Origin of the sequence: Methylomonas sp. DH-1, from assembly GCF_046097555.1 — a bacterium.
Lineage (GTDB): Bacteria > Pseudomonadota > Gammaproteobacteria > Methylococcales > Methylomonadaceae > Methylomonas > Methylomonas koyamae.
The window spans coordinates 1873850-1891551 of the sequence record NZ_CP143089.1; the positions used below are offsets into that span (position 1 = coordinate 1873850).

Genomic DNA, 17702 nt, shown 5'->3' on the forward strand with positions numbered 1-17702 from the left:
GCCGGCGGCTGGTATAAAATCTGACGGTGTTCAATCACGTCCTTGCCGGCCAAGCCGGCCCTGCATCCCCGTTTAATGCTTCTAGCCAAACCCACTAAACATCCGCTGCCGTATTTTCCGGACAGCGCGCAATTATTCGCTCCGATTGCCCATCTGCCGTGGGCGGTGTTCCTGGATAGCGCGCAACCCCATAGCCGCCAGGACCGTTACGATATTCTGGCTTACGCGCCGGTCGCCACCTTGCAAACCTACGGCAACACCACCCGGATCGAGCGCGACGGCCGGGTCGTCGAGAGCGGCGCCGATCCGTTCGAGTTGTTGAAGCAACACTTGGGCGCAAGCTTGCCGGCCATCGAAGGCTTGCCGTTTTGCGGCGGTGCGATCGGCTATTTCGGCTACGATCTGGCGCGGCGCATCGAAAAATTGCCGGCGATTGCCGAAGATGCCGAGCAAATCGCCGAAATGGCCGTCGGCATTTACCGCTGGGCCGTGGTGGTCGATCATCAGCAACAACAAAGCTGGCTGGTCGGATACGATCTGGCGGATGCGCTGCAGCAGCGCCTGGTTGCCGAATTCAGCCAACTAGCGCCGCCGGCGCCGGCCGAAGCTTTTCGAGTGTTGCAGGCGCCGGCCGCCAACATGGACAAGCACGGATACGCGGCGGCATTCGGCAAAATCAAAAATTATTTGAAAGAAGGCGATTGTTACCAGATCAATCTGACGCAGCGTTTCAGCAGTGCCTGCACCGGCGACCCCTGGCAAGCTTACGCGGTGTTGCGGCGGATCAATGCCGCTCCGTTCAGCGCCTATCTAAATCTGCCGGACGTGCAGGTATTGAGTTCGTCGCCCGAACGATTTTTGAAAGTGACCGACGGTGCGGTCGAGACCAAGCCGATCAAAGGTACTCGCCCGCGCCGGGCCGATCCGGAACAGGACCAGGCTCAGATCGAGGATTTGGTGGCCAGCGCCAAGGATAGGGCGGAAAACGTCATGATCGTCGATTTGTTGCGCAACGACTTGGGCAAGTGTTGCCGCAAAGGTTCGGTGTGGGTGCCGAATTTGTTTGCGGTGGAAAGCTACGCCACCGTGCACCATTTGGTCAGTACCGTCACCGGCCAGTTGGCGGCCGGCCAGCATGCGTTGGATTTGTTGCGCAGTTGTTTTCCGGGCGGCTCGATTACCGGTGCGCCGAAAATCCGGGCCATGGAAATCATCGAGGAATTGGAGCCGCACCGGCGCGGCATCTATTGCGGCGCGATCGGTTACGTCGGCTTCGACGGCAATATGGACACCAACATCGCGATCCGGACGCTGGTGCACAACCGCGGCAGCATCCGCTTTTGGGCCGGCGGCGGCATCGTCAACGATTCGGTGCTGGACGCGGAATACCAGGAATGCTTCGATAAAGCGGCGGCACTGTTGCAGGTGTTGGCGCAATTCGGGACATGATTCGCGTCGTCAAACTGGGCGGCAGTTTGTTGGAAACCGCCGCGTTGCCGCTGTGTTTGGCGGCCGCGATGCGATTGCCGGGACTGACTGTGATCGTGCCCGGCGGCGGCCCGTTTGCCGATCAGGTGCGGACGGCGCAGCGCCGATATCGTTTCGGCGAGGTTGCCGCACACCGTATGGCGCTGCTGGCCATGCAGCAAATGGCCGAATTGATGCGCGGACTGTGTCCCGAACTGGAAATCGTATCCGGTGCCGAATCGGTGGCAGCCGCAGCGGTTTCCGCCAAAACGCTGGTTTGGGTGCCGCAAATCGCCGAATTGGACGCGGCCGGGATTCCGGCTAGTTGGGATATCACCTCGGATAGTCTGGCCGCTTGGCTGGCCGGGCGCATCGCCGCCGACGCGTTGGTCGTGGTCAAGTCGGCGCCGATTACCGCCGGCACCGCTTGGCCGGAATTGCAGCGGCAGGGCATCCTCGACCCGGCTTTTGCCCGCTTCGCTAACGCCGCATTCTTTAAGATTACCGTAGTCAATAAAGACGAATTCCCGTTTCGCCATGATTAGTTTCCTGAAAGCCATTCTGAACCGGCGCTTGCGCAAAGCCTATTACCAGAGCCGGGAATCCCTGCTCGGCCACCACAAACGCGACATCGTCGTGATGCAGGTCGACCAGGCTTGCCACAGTCTGAAAGACAGCCGCGACCAATTCGTCGAAGCGTTGGATAAATTCAAAACCCTGGTGCACTTGCCGGAGAGCTCGTTGGAACAACGCTACCAGCAATTGAAGCGGCGCTACGATTTATGCCGCAGTAAAGCCGACGCCGTCAGCCAGAAGATACAAGCGGTGGAGGAGGTCAGCGAGGCCTTGTTCGCCGAATGGGAAACGGAACTGGATTTATACAGCAACCGGGCATTACGGGCCCGCAGCCAGCAACAGTTGAAAAAATCCCGCCAGCAATATGCCCGTTTACTCAAGGCGCTGCAAACCGCGGAAAACCGCATGGTGCCGGTGTTGGCGGCGTTTCAGGACCAGGTTTTGTTTCTGAAGCACAACCTCAATGCCCACGCCATCGCGGCGTTGCGGCACGAGTTTGTCGAGATTGGCGTGGATATTTCGAAGTTGATCGAGGTGATGGAGAAAACCATTACCGAGGCCAGCCAGTTTGTTGCGGTCCTCGCGGACCAGAAGCAACTGCCGGCCCCGGTGGCCGTGCGCAAATAATTACATCGCGTGCATTTTGTAATCGACCCGCGCCGGCGGATTCTTGTCACGGGCGTCCGGCGTTTTCTTGCGGTTCTGGTCGATGCGTTCTTGCGAATATTGGGTAATCATTTGGTCCCAAGAGGTGTACTGGGAGTACTCTTTATTGCCGGAAGCCTTACGTTTGGCGAACAACTCCTTACCGGTTTCTATCAACTGCTCGGGAGTTTTGCCGTCGATCGCGTCCAGGAACTCCTGGTTACTGCGGATCTCGTCGCGCAAGGTCCAGAACGACACTTCGAACTCGATGCGCTGGTCCAGCGGCAATTTCTCCTTGATGTGGCTGATCGACCTATTGACGGTTTTCATGCTGCTGCCGTTGATCTGGTTGCTTTTGTTGCAACCGGCCATCACCGAACACAGCAATAAAACCAATACCGTTGACGCTTTTTTCATACTGCAGCCCCCCAGTGGCTAAATAAACAAACCCGATTTTTTGTATTTATAATGGTTGTAATGCGGGTCACCCAACAAACCAAATTACTCGGTAATTAAAAACACAAGCTTACCACATGCTGGAATTTATCCAACTTCTCAAACAGCGTTACGAAATTGTGCTACAGCAGTTGGACCGAAAAAATTCCCGCTTTACGGAATACCAGCAACGCATAGAACAACTACTTCACGCCGAGGCGTTTATCCGCAAGGGCCAATTGCTGCAAAACCAGCCGGCCTTGCCGTTGCAGATTGCCGTGATCGGTCCGACTCAAGCCGGCAAAAGCTCGGTAGTCAATCTGCTATTGAACAGCGCGAGCGCCGGGGTCAGCCCGCTGGCCGGCTATACTGTGCATGCCCAGGGTTTTTGCCATCGGGTACCGATTGAAGATTGCGCCGGCCTGCAGCAGTATTTCGGCCGCTTCCAGCAGTTGCAACGCGATGGGTTGCGGCCGGGACGCTACGATTGCTATTCGCTGAGCCCGGCCGCAGCCGATTCCGGCCTGCTGCCGGACTGCGTGTTGTGGGATACCCCGGATTTCGATTCGATCGATTCGGCCGATTACCGGGAAGGTGTGGTGCGTACGATAGCTTTGGCCGATGCCGTGATTTTGGTGGTCAGCAAGGAAAAATACGCCGACCAATCGGTGTGGGACTTGATGAAATTTATCGAAGCCTACCGCCAGCCGACCCTGGTTTGCGTCAACAAACTCAGCGAAGGCAGCGAGGCCGTGATTCTGGATTCGTTGCGCGACAAATGGCGGCAAACCCGCAGCGACCCGCCGCCGCCGATGGTGGCGCTGCTGTTCCAGAAAGCGCCGGCGCAACCGCAATGGCCGGTTCAGGCCTCTCGGCTTGTCGCCGAATTGGCGAAAAAAGCGCAGCGCAGCAAGCATGCCGACAAGCAGCAACAGCTTATCGGCCGTTACTGGCTGCCGTGGCTGGAGCCGGTGTTCAGCGAACACCATGCTCAACGTCATTGGCAAACCCTGGTCGACCAATGCCTGGCCGATGCCTTGCGCGACTACCGGCGCGACTACCTGAACCATCCCCACCATTACGAAACCTTCCAGAATGCGTTGTTGAATCTGCTGACGCTATTGGAAATTCCCGGCCTGGCGCGGATATTAGGTAAAACCCGGCGAGCGATGACCTGGCCGTTTCGCAAGATGATGGATTGGAGCAACGCCAAATCCGCCGCCAATCCCAGTCATGAACTGGCGGTATTGCAGCAGTTGGGCGAGCACTTGTTGATTCAGCTTGCCGACCGGGTGTTGGAGAAAACCGAAACCGAACCGGCGGACAGTTATTGGTGGCGGGAAAACGCGATGGCTTTGCGCCAGCGCCGCGGCGAAATTCTGTTGGCCTACCAACGCGCCGTCGACAGCTACCACCAGGATTTCCAGCAGGATGTCGAAGCGGCCGCGCAACGCCTGTACCGTAAATTACAGGACCAGCCGTTGGTTCTGAACAGCCTGCGCGCGACCAGAGCCACCACCGACGCCGGGGCGATGCTGCTGGCGATTCAGGCCGGCGGCATCGGTGTACAAGATCTGGTGATTACGCCGTTGATCTTGACCATCACGTCGTTGCTGGCGGAAAGCGCTATCGGCAGTTACATGCACCGGGTCGAAGCCGAATTGAAACAGCACCAATTCGCCACCGTGAACAACGCCTTGTTCGACGGCTGTCTGAAACAGCGCTTGTACCAATTGCCGCTGGCCGTACACAGCCAGACCCGCTTCAACATTTCCGAACAACAATGCCACGCCGCGGAACTGGCTTTGAAAGAGAAGAAACATGGCTTACGCATACTCTGAGCTGTTGGCCGCAGCCCAACAATGGGCGGCAAGTGCCGCTGCGGCAGGCCGGTTGAGCGCCGAGCAGGCTGCATTGTTGCAGAATCTGGAGCCGGCCGCAGCCGGTGCGCTATTTAATGCCGAGGCCTGCCGGGACGGCGCGCCTTTGATCGTTGCTTTCATGGGCGGTACCGGCGTCGGCAAAAGCAGTTTGTTAAACCGGCTGGCCGGCCAAGCCATCGCCAGAGCCGGCATCGAACGGCCGACCTCGCGCGAAGTCACGCTGTACCACCATAGCAGCCTGGGTGTCGATAAATTGCCGGAGGGTTTGCCGCTGGACAGCATCAAAATCAGCCGGCACAACGACGAGCGCAACAGCCATATCGTCTGGATCGACATGCCGGATTTCGATAGCGTCGAACTCGGCAACCAGCGCCTGGTGCTGGAATGGCTGCCGCATATCGACGTGCTGTTGTACGTGGTCAGCCCGGAGCGTTACCGCGACAACAAAGCGTGGCAGTTGCTGCTGGCGGAAGGCGCCAAACACGCCTGGCTGTTCGTCATGAACCAATGGGACCGCGGTCTGCCGGTGCAATACGACGACTTCAGGCAGCAACTGGCCAAGGCCGGTTTCGCCGATCCGTTGATTTTCCGCACCAGTTGCAGCGAACCGCACGGCGACGAGTTCGGCCTGTTGCTGGAGCAATTGCGGCAATTGTCCGGCCGGCATAACGTGGCCCAGTTGGAACGCCGCAATCGGCAACTGCGTCGGCGGCGCTTGCAACAAACTCTGCAACACCTGGCTACCGAACTCGGCGGCCGCGATTTTCAGGCGTTACAGGCCAACCTCGACGCGCAGTGGCAGCAAGCCGAAACCCAATTGCAAACCGGTTTGGCCTGGGCCATGCAACAACTGGCCAAATTCTGGGCCGATAACTTGGGCGATAAGGCCGAGATTGCGCTGTGGGACGCTTGGGCGCAAAACCGGCTGGACGACATGCTCGACGAACTGGTGCTGCAGGCGGCGCAAGCCGGATTGCCGACCAAGCCGTTGAAGGCCGCTCTGCAAAGCATTCGCGAGCAGGCCGGCAAGACCTTGGCCGCACAGACCGAACTGGCCGGGCGCCAGGCGATGTTGCATCCCGGTAACGGCACGCAACGTTTCCTCTTGAAATTGACCGCAGCCGCCGAAACCGTGCTGCCGCTGGCGGCGATGGGTGCGGTCGGCTACCAGGTTTTTTCCGGCTACTACCACAGCACAGCCGAGCACAGCGCCTATCTCGGTACCGACTTTGCCGTGCACAGCGTACTGTTGATCGGCTTGAGCTGGCTGATCCCGTTTTTCCTGCATAAAAAAATCCAGCCGTCGTTGTACAAGGCTGGATTGAAAGGTTTGCGCCAAGGCTTGCAACACGCTTTGGCCGCGGTGTTCGCAGAGATAAAGCAAGTATTGGTCTCGGAACAGCAGCGTAACGAAGAGTTGTGCGCCGAGTTACAGGCGCTGGTCGCGCGTTGCGCGGCGGAGCCGGAAACGGCGATCGACAAGCAGAGCTTGTTGGGCAGGGTATTGTTGGCCGATGCCGGCTGACGGGATTAACACCGCCGCCGCATCGAATCCGTTATCGCGGCTCAAGTCGCCAAGCCGCTTATTCCACCAACGGCAGAATCAAATAATCGGTCCACTTCCGCTCGCCGCCGGCCTGGTCCGCCGTCGGCAGCAGGGTTTCGTTCCAGCCGCCGCCCAACGCTTTGACCAGTTGCACCGAAGCCGACAGGCGTTGTCCCAATAACTGCACCGCGGTTTGCTGGTTGGCCAGCGCGGCGGTTTGCGCGGTCATCACGTTCAGATAGCTGACCGTGCCGGCTTGGTACTGGTTGTTGGTTAGAGCCAGGGCTTGTTTGGCGTTGGCGACCGCCTTGTCCTGGACTTGGGTTTCCTGTTCCAAAATGCGCAACGCCGCCAAATTGTCCTCCACTTCCTGGAAGCCGGTCAGTACGGTCTGCCGGTACGCGGCGACGCTGGCATCGTAGGCGTCGATGGCTTGTTTGTACTGGGCGTTCTTGGCGCCGCCGTCGAAAAGGGTCAAGGCCAGGCCGGCCGGGCCCAGCGACCAATAGCGGCGGGCCATGGTAAACAGGTTGCCGGGGTCGCCGGACTGGAAGCCGTTGGTGCCGCCCAGGTTCAGGGTCGGATAATACGCAGCCTTGGCGACGCCGATCTGGGCGTTGGCGGCGGCGATTTGGCGTTCCGCCGCGGCGATGTCCGGGCGGCGCTCCAGCAATTCCGACGGCAGATTGACCGGAATACCGGGAGGTTGGCTGTTTAGCGGCGCCGGCGCCAATGCCAGTTCCGCCGGGGATTTGCCGATTAGGACTGCAATCGCGTGCTCGAGTTTGGCGCGTTGCACGCCCAAATCGATGGCTTGGGCGCGGACGGTTTCGAGTTGGGTTTCGGCTTGGACGACGTCGGCTTTGGCGGCGACGCCGACCGCGTAGCGGTTTTTGGTGATTTCCAGGGTCTTGGCAAACGCGGCGATGGTTTCCTCGAGCAAAGCCTTCTGCGCATCCAGCGTGCGTAATTGGAAATAGTTGTCCGCCAGCGCGGCCTGGCTGGAAAGAATCAAGCCGTGCAATGTCGCGGCGCTGGCTTGGGCGCTGTCGGTATTGGCTTCCAGTTGCCGCCGGACCTGGCCCCATAAATCCGGCTCCCAAGCGATACCGACCGCCTGGCCGAACAGGTTGCGCACCCCGGCGACGGCAACGTTTTGGCCGGTGGCGGCTTTGAAGCGGTTGAAGGTACCGGTCAAGGTTGCCACCGGCAGCAGCGACGATTGCGCCGATTGCACCAGATGCTGCGCCTGGCGGTATTGCGCCTCGGCTTGCATGACGGACTGGTTGGCGCCGGCGACTTGCTCGGCCAGACTGTTCAGCAACGGGTCGCCGTATATTTCCCACCATTTGCCGGGCAATCCGCTATCGCGCGGTTGAGCTTGTTTCCAGCCTTTGATTTCCTTGAATTCGTCGGATAGCGCTGCTTGCGGGCGGACATAATCGGGACCGACCGTGCAGGCGGCCAAAGGTAAGGTCAGCAAGCAGGCGAGCGTGGCGGAGTTTTTTGTTGAGCGCATGAAGATCAGTGTTAAACGGAGTGGGTCGCCGGGCGGGCGTTAAGGTTGTTAAAACGGCTATGCAGCCACAGTCGGAATCGGTCCAGATACAGATAAACCACCGGTGTCGTGTACAGAGTTAGCAATTGGCTGAATATCAGCCCGCCGATGATCGCGATGCCAAGCGGCTGGCGTAATTCGGCGCCGTAACCGCTGCCGAAGGCCAACGGCAGCGCGCCGAACAAGGCGGCCAACGTCGTCATCAGAATCGGCCGGAACCTGAGCAGGCAGGCCTCGAAAATCGCAGCGCGCGAATCCAGGCCGTGCTCGCGTTCGGCGTGCAAGGCAAAGTCGATCATCATGATCGCATTTTTCTTGACGATGCCGATCAACAGAATCACGCCGATCAGCGCGATGATGCTGAATTCCTTTTCGCAGGCCATCAAAGCCAGCAGCGCGCCGACGCCGGCGGAGGGCAAGGTGGACAGGATTGTCAGCGGATGCACCAGGCTTTCGTAAAGCACGCCGAGCACGATGTAAATACTGATCAAGGCCGCCAAAATCAGCCAAGGTTGGTTGCGCAGCGCTTCCTGAAACGCCTTGCCCGAGCCTTGAAAGCCGCCGGTTATCGTGGCCGGCAGGCCGATCTCGCGCAAAGCCTGCTCGATCGCGACGCTGGCGGTCGACATCGATACGCCGGGTTTCAGGTTGAACGACAACTCGCCGACCGCGAATTGGCCTTGGTGGCGCACCGTTAACGGTGTATTGGTCGGGGCAAAACTGGCCAGCGCCGACAGCGGCACTTGCTTGGGCTGGCTCGATTCGGCGGCTCCGGGTTGGCCGGGAGCGCTGATGTAAAGCTGTTTTAAAGTATCGGTAGACTGCCAATATTGCGGTGCCACTTCCATGATGACCCGGTATTGGTTTAGCGGATTGTAGATCACCGATACCTGGCGCTGGCCGAAGGCATTGTTCAGGCTGGTATCGATCAAACCCTGGCTGACACCATAGCGGGCTGCCAGATCGCGGTTTACGGTAAGACCGATCTGTTCGCCTTTGTCTTGCTGGCTGGAGTTGACATCGCTCAATTCCGGCAATTTGGCGAACGCGGCCTGGACTTTGGGGGTCCATTGCCGGAGCAGTTCCAGATCGTCGGACTGTAAGGTGTAATCGATCAGGCCGAACGACATCCGGCCGCCGATACGCAGTTCCTGGGCCGGGAACATGTGCAGATTGGCGCCCGGTATCCGGCCGGCCGCCTTGCGCAGCCTGTCCATCACAATCTCGATGCCGTCGCGCTGTTCGTGCGGTTTCAAGGTAATGAAGATCCGGGCGCTGTTCGCGCTTTGCGAGCTGCCGGCGAAACCGGCCACGTTGGCGACGGCCGGGTCTTTCAGCAGAATGTCCACGATTTGTCCGAACTGCTTCTGCAGGGTCTGGAACGAGGTGTTCTGGTCGGTCTGAATCTCGCCCAGCAGGCGGCCGCCGTCCTGGGTCGGAAAAAAACCCTTGTCGATCGCGCCATACAGATAAACGTTCAAGCCTATGGTCGCCAGCAGCAACAACAGCATGATCCGGCCGTGGCGCAGGGCCCAAGTCAAGCTGGTCAGATAAAGCCGTTGCAGCCAGTCCAAGGCCGAGCCAATCGCATGGTAGGTCCGGCCGTGCCGTTTTTCGTCCTTGCTCAGCCAGCGCGCGCACAACATCGGCGTCGTCGTCAACGACACCAGTAAAGACACCAGCACCGCGGCCGACAAGGTCACGCCGAATTCGCGAAACAGCCGGCCCGGTACGCCGCCCATCAGCAGAATCGGCAGGAATACCGCGACCAGCGACAGGCTCATCGACAATACGGTAAAACCGACTTCCTTGGCTGCCAACAAAGCGGCGCGGAACGGTGCCACACCCGCCTCGATATGGCGGTTAGTGTTCTCGACCACGACAATGGCGTCGTCGACGACGAAGCCGGTAGCAATGGTCAAGGCCATCAGCGTCAGGTTGTTGAGGCTGAATCCGCATAGATACATTACGGCACAGGAACCGAGCAGCGAAGCCGGCACCGCGACGACCGGCACCAGCGCCGAGCGCGGATTGCGCAAAAACACCAGTACCACCAGGATTACCAACACCACTGCGACGAACAGGCTGTGTTCGACTTCTGCGATAGACGCCCGAATCGACAGCGAGCGGTCGACCACCACCGACAATTCGATGTTGCTCGGCAATGCCGCCCGCAGTTGCGGCATCACGGCCAGGACCTGGTCTACGGTCTGGATCACGTTGGCCAGCGGTTGTTTGCGGATAATCAGCAATACCGACGGTTTGCCGTTATGCAGGCCGGTGTTGCGCAAATCCTCGACCGAATCGACCGCTTCGCCCAGGTCGGCGATCCGCACCGGCGCGCCGTTGCGGTAGGCCACGATCAACGGCAGATATTCCGCGGCCTTGCGGGCCTGGTCGTTGGCCTGGATTTGCCAGCGGGTAGCGGCGCTTTCCAACACGCCTTTCGGCCGGGTGACGTTGGTCTGGGTGATGGTATTGCGCACGTCTTCCAAACCGATGCCGTAATGGCTCAGCGCATTCGGGTTCAATTCGACCCGCACCGCCGGCAAGGCCGCGCCGCCGATTTGCACCTGGCCGATGCCGGGAATTTGCGAAATTTTTTGCAGCAATATCGTCGACGCCGCGTCGTACATCTGGCCGCGGCTGAAGCTGTCCGAAGTCAATGCCAGAATCAGGATCGGCGAATCCGATGGATTGTCGCGCCGATAACTGGGCCGGTTCGGCATGTTGCTGGGCAGCATGCCGGCGGCGGCGTTGATCGCGGCTTGCACGTCGCGGCAGGCGCCGTCGATGTCGCGGCTCAAGTCGAACTGCAAGGTAATCTGGGTCGAGCCTTGCGAGCTGTTGGAAGTCATTTCGGTGACGCCGGCGATCCGGCCCAATGCCCGCTCCAACGGCGTGGCGACGGTCGCGGCCATGGTTTCGGCATTGGCGCCTGGTAATTGCGCCTGCACCGATACGGTCGGAAAGTCCACTTGCGGTAGCGACGATACCGGTAAATTCAGGAACGCCAACATGCCGCACAGCGAGATTGCCACGGTCAGCAGCGTGGTCGCGACCGGACGGCGGATGAACAGGGCCGACAAATTCATCGCGATTCGCCGCCGGTTTCGGTTGCGCCGTCGCCGACAACGCCGCATGCGGTTTTGACCCGCCGCGCCAGATTATCCATTGCTAAATAAATCACCGGCGTGGTGTATAGCGTCAACAACTGGCTCAACAACAAGCCGCCGACCATCGTGATGCCCAGTGGATGGCGCAATTCCGAGCCGACGCCGTTGCCCAGCATCAACGGCAGGGCGCCGAGCAAAGCGGCCAGCGTCGTCATCAGAATCGGCCGAAACCGCAGCAAGCAGGCCTGAAAAATCGCCTGTTCCGGCGGCAGGCCTTGTTGGCGCTCGGCCTCCAATGCAAAGTCTATCATCATGATCGCGTTCTTCTTGACGATGCCGATCAGCAAAATGATGCCGATGATGCCGATGATGCCCAAATCGCCGCCGGATAGCTGTAATGCCAGCAACGCGCCGACGCCGGCCGAGGGCAGGGTAGACAAGATCGTCAGCGGGTGGATGTAACTTTCGTACAACACGCCGAGCACAATATAGACCGTGACGATGGCTGCCAGAATCAGCCACAGCGTATGTCCGAGCGAGGCGTTGAAGGCCTGCGCGGCGCCCTGGTAGGCACTGCGGATAGCCAGCGGCAATTCGACATCTTGTTTGGCGGCTTCGACCGCCGCGACCGCGTCGCCCAGAGCATAACCGGGAGCCAGATTGAACGATACGGTTGTGACCGGATACTGGTCGAGATGGTTGATCGCCAACGTGGTCGGCCGCTCGGACAGCTCGGCGATGGCCGACAGCGGCACCTGGCTACCGTTGGTCGACGGTATCCGCAATCCCTGCAAGTCTTGCGGCCCGGTTTGCTCGGCCGGATCGACTTCCAGCACCACCCGGTATTGGTTGGCTTGGGTGAAAATGGTCGAGACCAGGCGTTGGCCGTAAGCGCTGTACAAGGCGTTATCGATGGCGGCGGTACTGACGCCGAGCCGGCTGGCCGTGGCCCGGTCGATATTGACGAACACCTGTCGGCCCTGGTCCAGTACGTCGCTGGTCACCTCGGCGAACTCCGGCCGCTGCCGGAGCCGGTCGGCCAATTTGCCGGTCCAGCGGTTCAGTTCGTCCAGATCGGCACCTTCCAACGTGAATTGGTATTGGGTGCGGCTGACCCGGTTTTCCAGCGTCAAATCCTGCACCGGTTGCAGATACAAGGCAATGCCGGGCTGGCCGGCCAGGCGTTCGCGCAGCGCGGCGATGACTTTGTCCGCCGGCGGCCGTTGGCCGTGCGGTTTCAGGTTAATCAAAAACCGGCCGCTGTTCGGCGTCGGATTAATGCCGTCGACGCCGATGAACGACGACAGGCTCGCTACCGCCGGATCGGCCAGGATCGATGCGGCCAATTGTTGTTGCCGTTCGGCCAGGGCCTGAAACGATACCGTTTGCGGCGCTTCGGAAAAGCCCTGAATCAGCCCGGTATCCTGGCTTGGGAAAAATCCCTTCGGAATCCAGACATACATCGCCACGGTCAGCGCGACGGTGGCGAAGAACACCAACAAGGTCGCGGTTTGCCGGCGCATGACCCATTCCAGCGTGATGCCGTAGCCCCGAATCAAGCGGTCGAACCAACCGGTGCCGGCCTCGGTTTCGCTGTGGCCGCTGCGCAATAATTTGGCGCACATCATCGGCGTCAAGGTCAGCGACACGAGCGCCGAAATCAAAATCGCCACCGCCAACGTGATCGCAAATTCGCGAAACAGCCGGCCGACCACGTCCGACATGAACAGCAGCGGAATCAGCACGGCAACCAGCGAGAAGGTCAGCGAAATAATGGTAAAGCCGATCTGTTCCGAGCCTTTCAGCGCGGCTTTCAACGGCGGTTCGCCGCGTTCGATGTAGCGCGAGATGTTTTCGATGACGACGATGGCGTCGTCGACCACAAAGCCGGTCGCAATCGTCAAAGCCATCAACGTCAGGTTGTTGATGCTGAAGTCGGCCAGGTACATCGCGGCAAAGGTGCCGACCAAAGACAACGGCACTGCGACGCCGGGAATGATCGTGGCGGGGACGTTGCGTAAAAACAGGAAGATCACCATCACCACCAGCGCCACAGCCAGCAACAATTCGAACTGTACGTCGCGTACCGAGGCGCGGATGGTCACGGTGCGGTCGGTCAACGCCGAGACTTCGACGCCGCTCGGCAGCCCGGCCTGTAATTTCGGCAGCAGTTCTTTGATGCGGTCGACGACTTCGATCACGTTGGCGCCGGGCTGGCGCTGGATGTTGACGACCACGGCGGCATTGTCGTTGGCCCAGGCCGCCAGCCGCACGTTTTCGGCGCCGTCTATGACATTGGCGACGTCGGCCAGCTTGACCGGCGCGCCGTTTTTATAAGTGACGACCAACTCGCGGTATTCGGCCGCCGAGCGCAATTGGTCGTTGCTGTCTATCGTCGCGGCGCGGGCCGGGCCGTTGATCGAGCCTTTGGGCTGGGCGACGTTGGCGGCGGCGATTGCGGCGCGCACGTCTTCCAGGCTGATGCCGTAAGCGGCCAGGGCTTTGTGGTTGGCTTGAATCCGCACTGCCGGACGTTGGCCGCCGCTGATGCTGACCATGCCGACGCCGGGCAATTGGGCGATTTTCTGGGCGATGCGGGTATCGACCAGATCTTCTACTTTGAACAAGGGCAGCGCTTTGGAGCTGACCGCCAGCGTCATGATCGGCGTGTCGGCCGGATTGACCTTGCTGTAGATCGGCGCTTGCGGCAGGTCGCTGGGCAGGAAATTGGTCGCGGCGTTGATCGCGGCCTGCACGGTTTGTTCGGCGACGTCCAGGTCCAGATTCAGGTTGAACTGCAGCGTAATCACCGATGCGCCGCCGGAGCTGGTCGAGGTCATTTGGGTCAGCCCCGGCATTTGCCCGAACTGGCGCTCCAACGGTGCGGTGACGATGGCGGTCATTACTTCAGGACTGGCGCCGGGGTAGAGCGTGGTGACCTGTATCGTCGGATAATCGACCTGTGGCAGCGCAGACACCGGTAGCAGCCGGTAGGCCAGCACGCCGACCAGCAACAAGGCCACCATCAACAACGAGGTGGCGACCGGCCGCAGGATGAATAATTTGGACGGATTAAAGCCGGCCTTGCCGGGATCGGTGAAACTCATGGTTTATCCGCGCCGCCGGCGTTTGCCCGCTTCGCTATCGGGTGGATTGGCATTCGGCTGGGCGGCGACCGTCTGGCCGTCCCGCTCGGCAACGTCGACTTTAGCGCCGTCCTTGACCCGGTCGCTGCCGTTGACGATCAAGGCTTCGCCGGCGGCCAGCGCGTTCGGCACGGCGATTTTTTCGTCGTTGCCCGGGCCGGGTTCGATGCGGCGCAGATGGGCTACGTTTTCGCCGTCTACCAAATAGACGAAAGGGCCTTGGCCATCGTGCTGCAACGCCGCCGCCGGGATTTGGGTGACGCCGCGTAAGGTTTCCAGGTGCATTCTGACATTGACGAACTGGTTGGCGAACAGGGTTTGTTCGCGGTTATCGAACTCGGCTTTCAGTTTGATGGTGCCGGTGGCCGGATCGATCTGGTTGTCCAGCGCGATCAGTTTGCCGGCGGCCAATTTGGTCTTGCCGCTACGGTCGTAGGCTTCGATACCGATGTCCTGGCCTTGTCGATAACGTTTGGCCACTTCCGGCAGTTGGTCTTCCGGCAATGTGAAGACGACGCTGATCGGCTGCAATTGGGTAATGACGACCAGACCATTGGCGTCGCCGGCGCGGACGATATTGCCTTGGTCAACCTGGCGCAAACCGACCCGGCCGGAAATCGGTGCGGTCAATTTGGCGTAATTCAGTTGCAATTTGGCGTTGTCGACCAGCGCTTGGTCCATCTCGACGCTGCCGCGGTATTGTTTGACTACCGACTCCTGCGTCACGGTCTGTTGAGCCGCTATCGAGTCCTGTTCTAGCAGAGTTTGGTAACGGCTCTGGTCGAGCTCGGCGTTTTTCAATAGGGCTTGGTCGCGTTGCAATTGGCCTTGGACCTGTTGTAACTGCACCTGGAACGGCCGAGGGTCGATTTCGGCCAGCAGGTCGCCGGCTTTGACCAACTGGCCTTCGCTGAAGTGGACTTTTACCAGTTCGCCGTCCACCCGCGGTTTGACGGTGACGGTTTTCAGCGCGGTTACGGTACCGAGCGCGTTCAGATACACCGGAAAGTCGCCGCTACGTGCCGTTTCGACCGCGACCACCGCCGGAGCGTCGTCTTCCTGAAAAAAACGCCGGCCTTTGCCGCCTTTCTCGGCTTTTTGCTCCGGCGCGGCTTCGCCGTTATGGAAATAAATGCCGGCACCGGCCAGGCTAAGAAGCAATGGAGTTACCAGCCAAAACCAGGTTCGGCTTTTGCCGGACACCGGCGGAGTTGTCGGTTGATTCGTCATACGGAGATGCGTTTAGGTAAATTTTGCGAACGGATGGCGCTAATTCCGGCCAGCGAGAAATCGATGACATGGGCGGCAAAGGCGTCGATATCGCTCAAATCGCTGGGATAAGCGCGTTGCGGCCGGGCCTGCTGCATTTGTTTCAAGCGCAGCAATTGAAAGCATTGGCCCATGATACTGGCATGGCAATATTGCAGTTGTTGTTCGCTGGCGTTCTGACCCAGGCATTCGCGCAATAAAGCGAACATTTGCAAACGTTGCGGGTTGATTTCCTTTTCCAGGATGTCGGCTAGCAGTCGGGTAGGTTGTGCCATTTCCTTGTGAACGATGGCGAACGAATAAGACTGGGCGTCGGCCATGCGGCGGATCATCGACTCGATCCTGCCGGCTAGGCGCCGCTCCGCCGAGGCCAGGCGCGAGACGCCGCCGTCGGCCGGATAACGCGCCAATTCGTCGTTGAAAGCATGGCGCCAGGCTTCCAGATAGAGATTGCGCTTGTCGCCGAAGTGGTAATTTACCGCAGCGATATTGGCTTGCGCCTGTTCGCAGATTTCGGCAATCGTCGCTTCCTGGTAGCCTTTCTCGGCAAAGATGCGGCCAGCCGCAGTCAATAGCCGGGTGCGGGTGCGGGCTGATTTGGTTTTAAGATCGGTCATGCGCGGGGTTGTTCGTCCTTTAACAAACTGGGCAATTAAAATTGCCGATTGAAATTGGAATATTAACTTAGCATTTACCGTGCCACCGGTTGAAAGTCGTTGGTTCAAGCCGTTCGTTGCTATTAATCGGATCGGACTGTTTGAAAATCAGCAGCCGCTGCACATCGGCTGTTGCCTGCCATGCAAGCAAATATTCTGACTGAAGTGCGGCCGGAGCGTTCCGGCCGGAAGTGTAAAAACGGGTAAAACCGGGGTAGGGCCCGCTGCGATGTCGTTAAGTTAAGGCACAGAGCGGTTTGTTCAAATCCTGGAGGAGCAGGCCATGCTTGCGACCGAAGGCGTTTGATCGCAGGCGTGGCCCGCAGGCGGGGGGGATTGCCGACGCAATTTAGAACGCCAAATAAAGGTAAGCGCTCAAAGCGCCGGCGCCGATGCCGACGATTTTCAATTTGTCCAGGCCGCTTTGCTGGTCCCAGAAATACAGGCAACTGGATTTTTTGCGGGAGGCGAACAACCGCAAAGCCTGGTAGCGGCGTTTGGCGGCGGCCGGTACTTTACGGCCTATCAAGTACAACGCCACGGCACCGATACAGACGATGGTATAAAACACGATGACCTGGGTCTCGTGGGTGTCGGTGTGGAACAGATGTTCGACCACGTGATCCAGCCCCATCTCCAGATACTCGAACAACAGATGGGCCAGATGCAGCGCGATTGCCCACAGATGGTGCAGCAGTCCGAGCAGCAGCGACCAGGCCAGATCGGGCATGGCCAGCGCAGCCAAAATGGTAACGGCGGCCAGCGCGGTAATCGCCATGTTTTGCCGCCGGCGGCGTTCGACGTGGCGGTGTAGCAATGCGGCGTCGGATTCGCTCAAGTTGACGAAACGGACGCCGACGCTATGCGGGTAACGGCCGTCTTCATACGGATTGCTGGGTTTGCAATACACCACCTGGCCGCAGGTACTGACCGTGGTCATGCTCGACAACAATAATATTCTGAGTTGCAGGTAATCCCCGCTTTGCAGGCGTTCCTTGCTGGTGAACGACATGCCGTTGACGCTGATATTGGCCTGCAGCGTATCGTTTTCGATGCTGTTCGATGCCGGCAGCTCCGGGCCGGATAGCCGGCCGTTTGCCGTCGAGAATTCGCCGTAAGGCAGTACTTGGTAGAAAAGGTTGATTTGCTCGTAGATGCGCAGCGCCAGCCTGCGGTTGTTGTTCTTATTAGCAGTTGCGGTCAAGCTCATCGATGCCCTCGTTGATCTAGCGGATTAGGTTTGATAATAGCCAAAGCCGGCGATTTCTCAATCTGTCTGCCGGCAGCCCACCAGTGTACCGTAAGCCGCGTGGGCCTCTCTTTGGCGCGTTGCCGGCCGGCCTGCGGCAGCCCGAAACGCGGTAAACTTATCGGTACGCGGCAACCGCCGCATTGCGACCCTTTG

12 protein-coding genes are annotated in these 17702 nt (G+C 59.5%); 5 read left to right on the forward strand and 7 right to left on the reverse strand.

The features are described 5' to 3' along the window. Positions 1–75: 75 nt before the first annotated feature. The 3 genes from pabB to VXJ35_RS08915 are packed head-to-tail and all read left to right on the forward strand — an operon-like array spanning position 76 to position 2670. Entirely contained in the window at positions 76–1449 is a 1374-nt protein-coding gene (pabB, locus tag VXJ35_RS08905) for an aminodeoxychorismate synthase component I (protein ID WP_064023442.1), read from the forward strand. Next, complete coding sequence (locus VXJ35_RS08910) at positions 1446–2012, forward strand: uridylate kinase (RefSeq protein WP_064021318.1); 567 nt, start codon at positions 1446–1448, stop codon at positions 2010–2012. The genes pabB and VXJ35_RS08910 overlap by 4 nt, the downstream gene beginning before the upstream one ends. Further along, entirely contained in the window at positions 2005–2670 is a 666-nt protein-coding gene (locus VXJ35_RS08915; protein ID WP_064021319.1) for a DUF2959 domain-containing protein, read from the forward strand. Before VXJ35_RS08910 ends, VXJ35_RS08915 begins: the two co-directional genes overlap by 8 nt. Here the strand turns inward: VXJ35_RS08915 and VXJ35_RS08920 are convergent, their stop codons facing one another. Beyond that, positions 2671–3105 carry a DUF6694 family lipoprotein gene (locus VXJ35_RS08920; RefSeq protein ID WP_064021320.1) on the reverse strand — a complete coding sequence of 145 codons (435 nt, stop codon included), beginning with the start codon at positions 3103–3105 and terminating at the stop codon, positions 2671–2673. It abuts the gene before it with no gap. Positions 3106–3221: 116 nt separating this feature from the next. On the opposite strand from VXJ35_RS08920, the gene VXJ35_RS08925 reads away from it, so the two are divergent. Beyond that, positions 3222–4964 (forward strand): GTPase domain-containing protein, encoded by a 1743-nt coding sequence (locus VXJ35_RS08925; protein ID WP_064021321.1) that lies wholly within the window; start codon positions 3222–3224, stop codon positions 4962–4964. Continuing rightward, positions 4945–6531, forward strand: a complete 1587-nt coding sequence (locus VXJ35_RS08930; protein WP_064021322.1) for a GTPase domain-containing protein — start codon at positions 4945–4947, stop codon at positions 6529–6531. The genes VXJ35_RS08925 and VXJ35_RS08930 overlap by 20 nt, the downstream gene beginning before the upstream one ends. A gap of 58 nt (positions 6532–6589) precedes the next feature. Here the strand turns inward: VXJ35_RS08930 and VXJ35_RS08935 are convergent, their stop codons facing one another. The 6 genes from VXJ35_RS08935 to VXJ35_RS08960 all read right to left on the reverse strand — a co-directional run bounded on the left by VXJ35_RS08935 (position 6590) and on the right by VXJ35_RS08960 (position 17507). Further along, positions 6590–8071: an efflux transporter outer membrane subunit gene (locus VXJ35_RS08935; protein ID WP_064021323.1), complete on the reverse strand. Its 1482-nt coding sequence runs from the start codon at positions 8069–8071 to the stop codon at positions 6590–6592. An 11-nt stretch (positions 8072–8082) separates the two neighbouring features. Next, positions 8083–11205 (reverse strand): efflux RND transporter permease subunit, encoded by a 3123-nt coding sequence (locus VXJ35_RS08940; RefSeq protein ID WP_064021324.1) that lies wholly within the window; start codon positions 11203–11205, stop codon positions 8083–8085. Next, the gene (locus VXJ35_RS08945; RefSeq protein WP_064021325.1) at positions 11202–14333 is read right to left on the reverse strand and encodes an MdtB/MuxB family multidrug efflux RND transporter permease subunit; all 3132 of its coding nucleotides are present in this window, start codon (positions 14331–14333) and stop codon (positions 11202–11204) included. Before VXJ35_RS08945 ends, VXJ35_RS08940 begins: the two co-directional genes overlap by 4 nt. Positions 14334–14336: 3 nt before the next feature. Beyond that, positions 14337–15602 carry an MdtA/MuxA family multidrug efflux RND transporter periplasmic adaptor subunit gene (locus VXJ35_RS08950; RefSeq protein ID WP_064021326.1) on the reverse strand — a complete coding sequence of 422 codons (1266 nt, stop codon included), beginning with the start codon at positions 15600–15602 and terminating at the stop codon, positions 14337–14339. Beyond that, on the reverse strand, positions 15599–16258 hold the full coding sequence (locus VXJ35_RS08955) for a CerR family C-terminal domain-containing protein (protein WP_064021327.1): 660 nt from the start codon (positions 16256–16258) through the stop codon (positions 15599–15601). The genes VXJ35_RS08950 and VXJ35_RS08955 overlap by 4 nt, the downstream gene beginning before the upstream one ends. A 388-nt stretch (positions 16259–16646) precedes the next feature. Continuing rightward, a complete protein-coding gene (locus VXJ35_RS08960; protein WP_064021328.1) occupies positions 16647–17507 on the reverse strand; it encodes a PilZ domain-containing protein in 861 nt (286 codons plus the stop codon). Positions 17508–17702 lie beyond the last annotated feature (195 nt).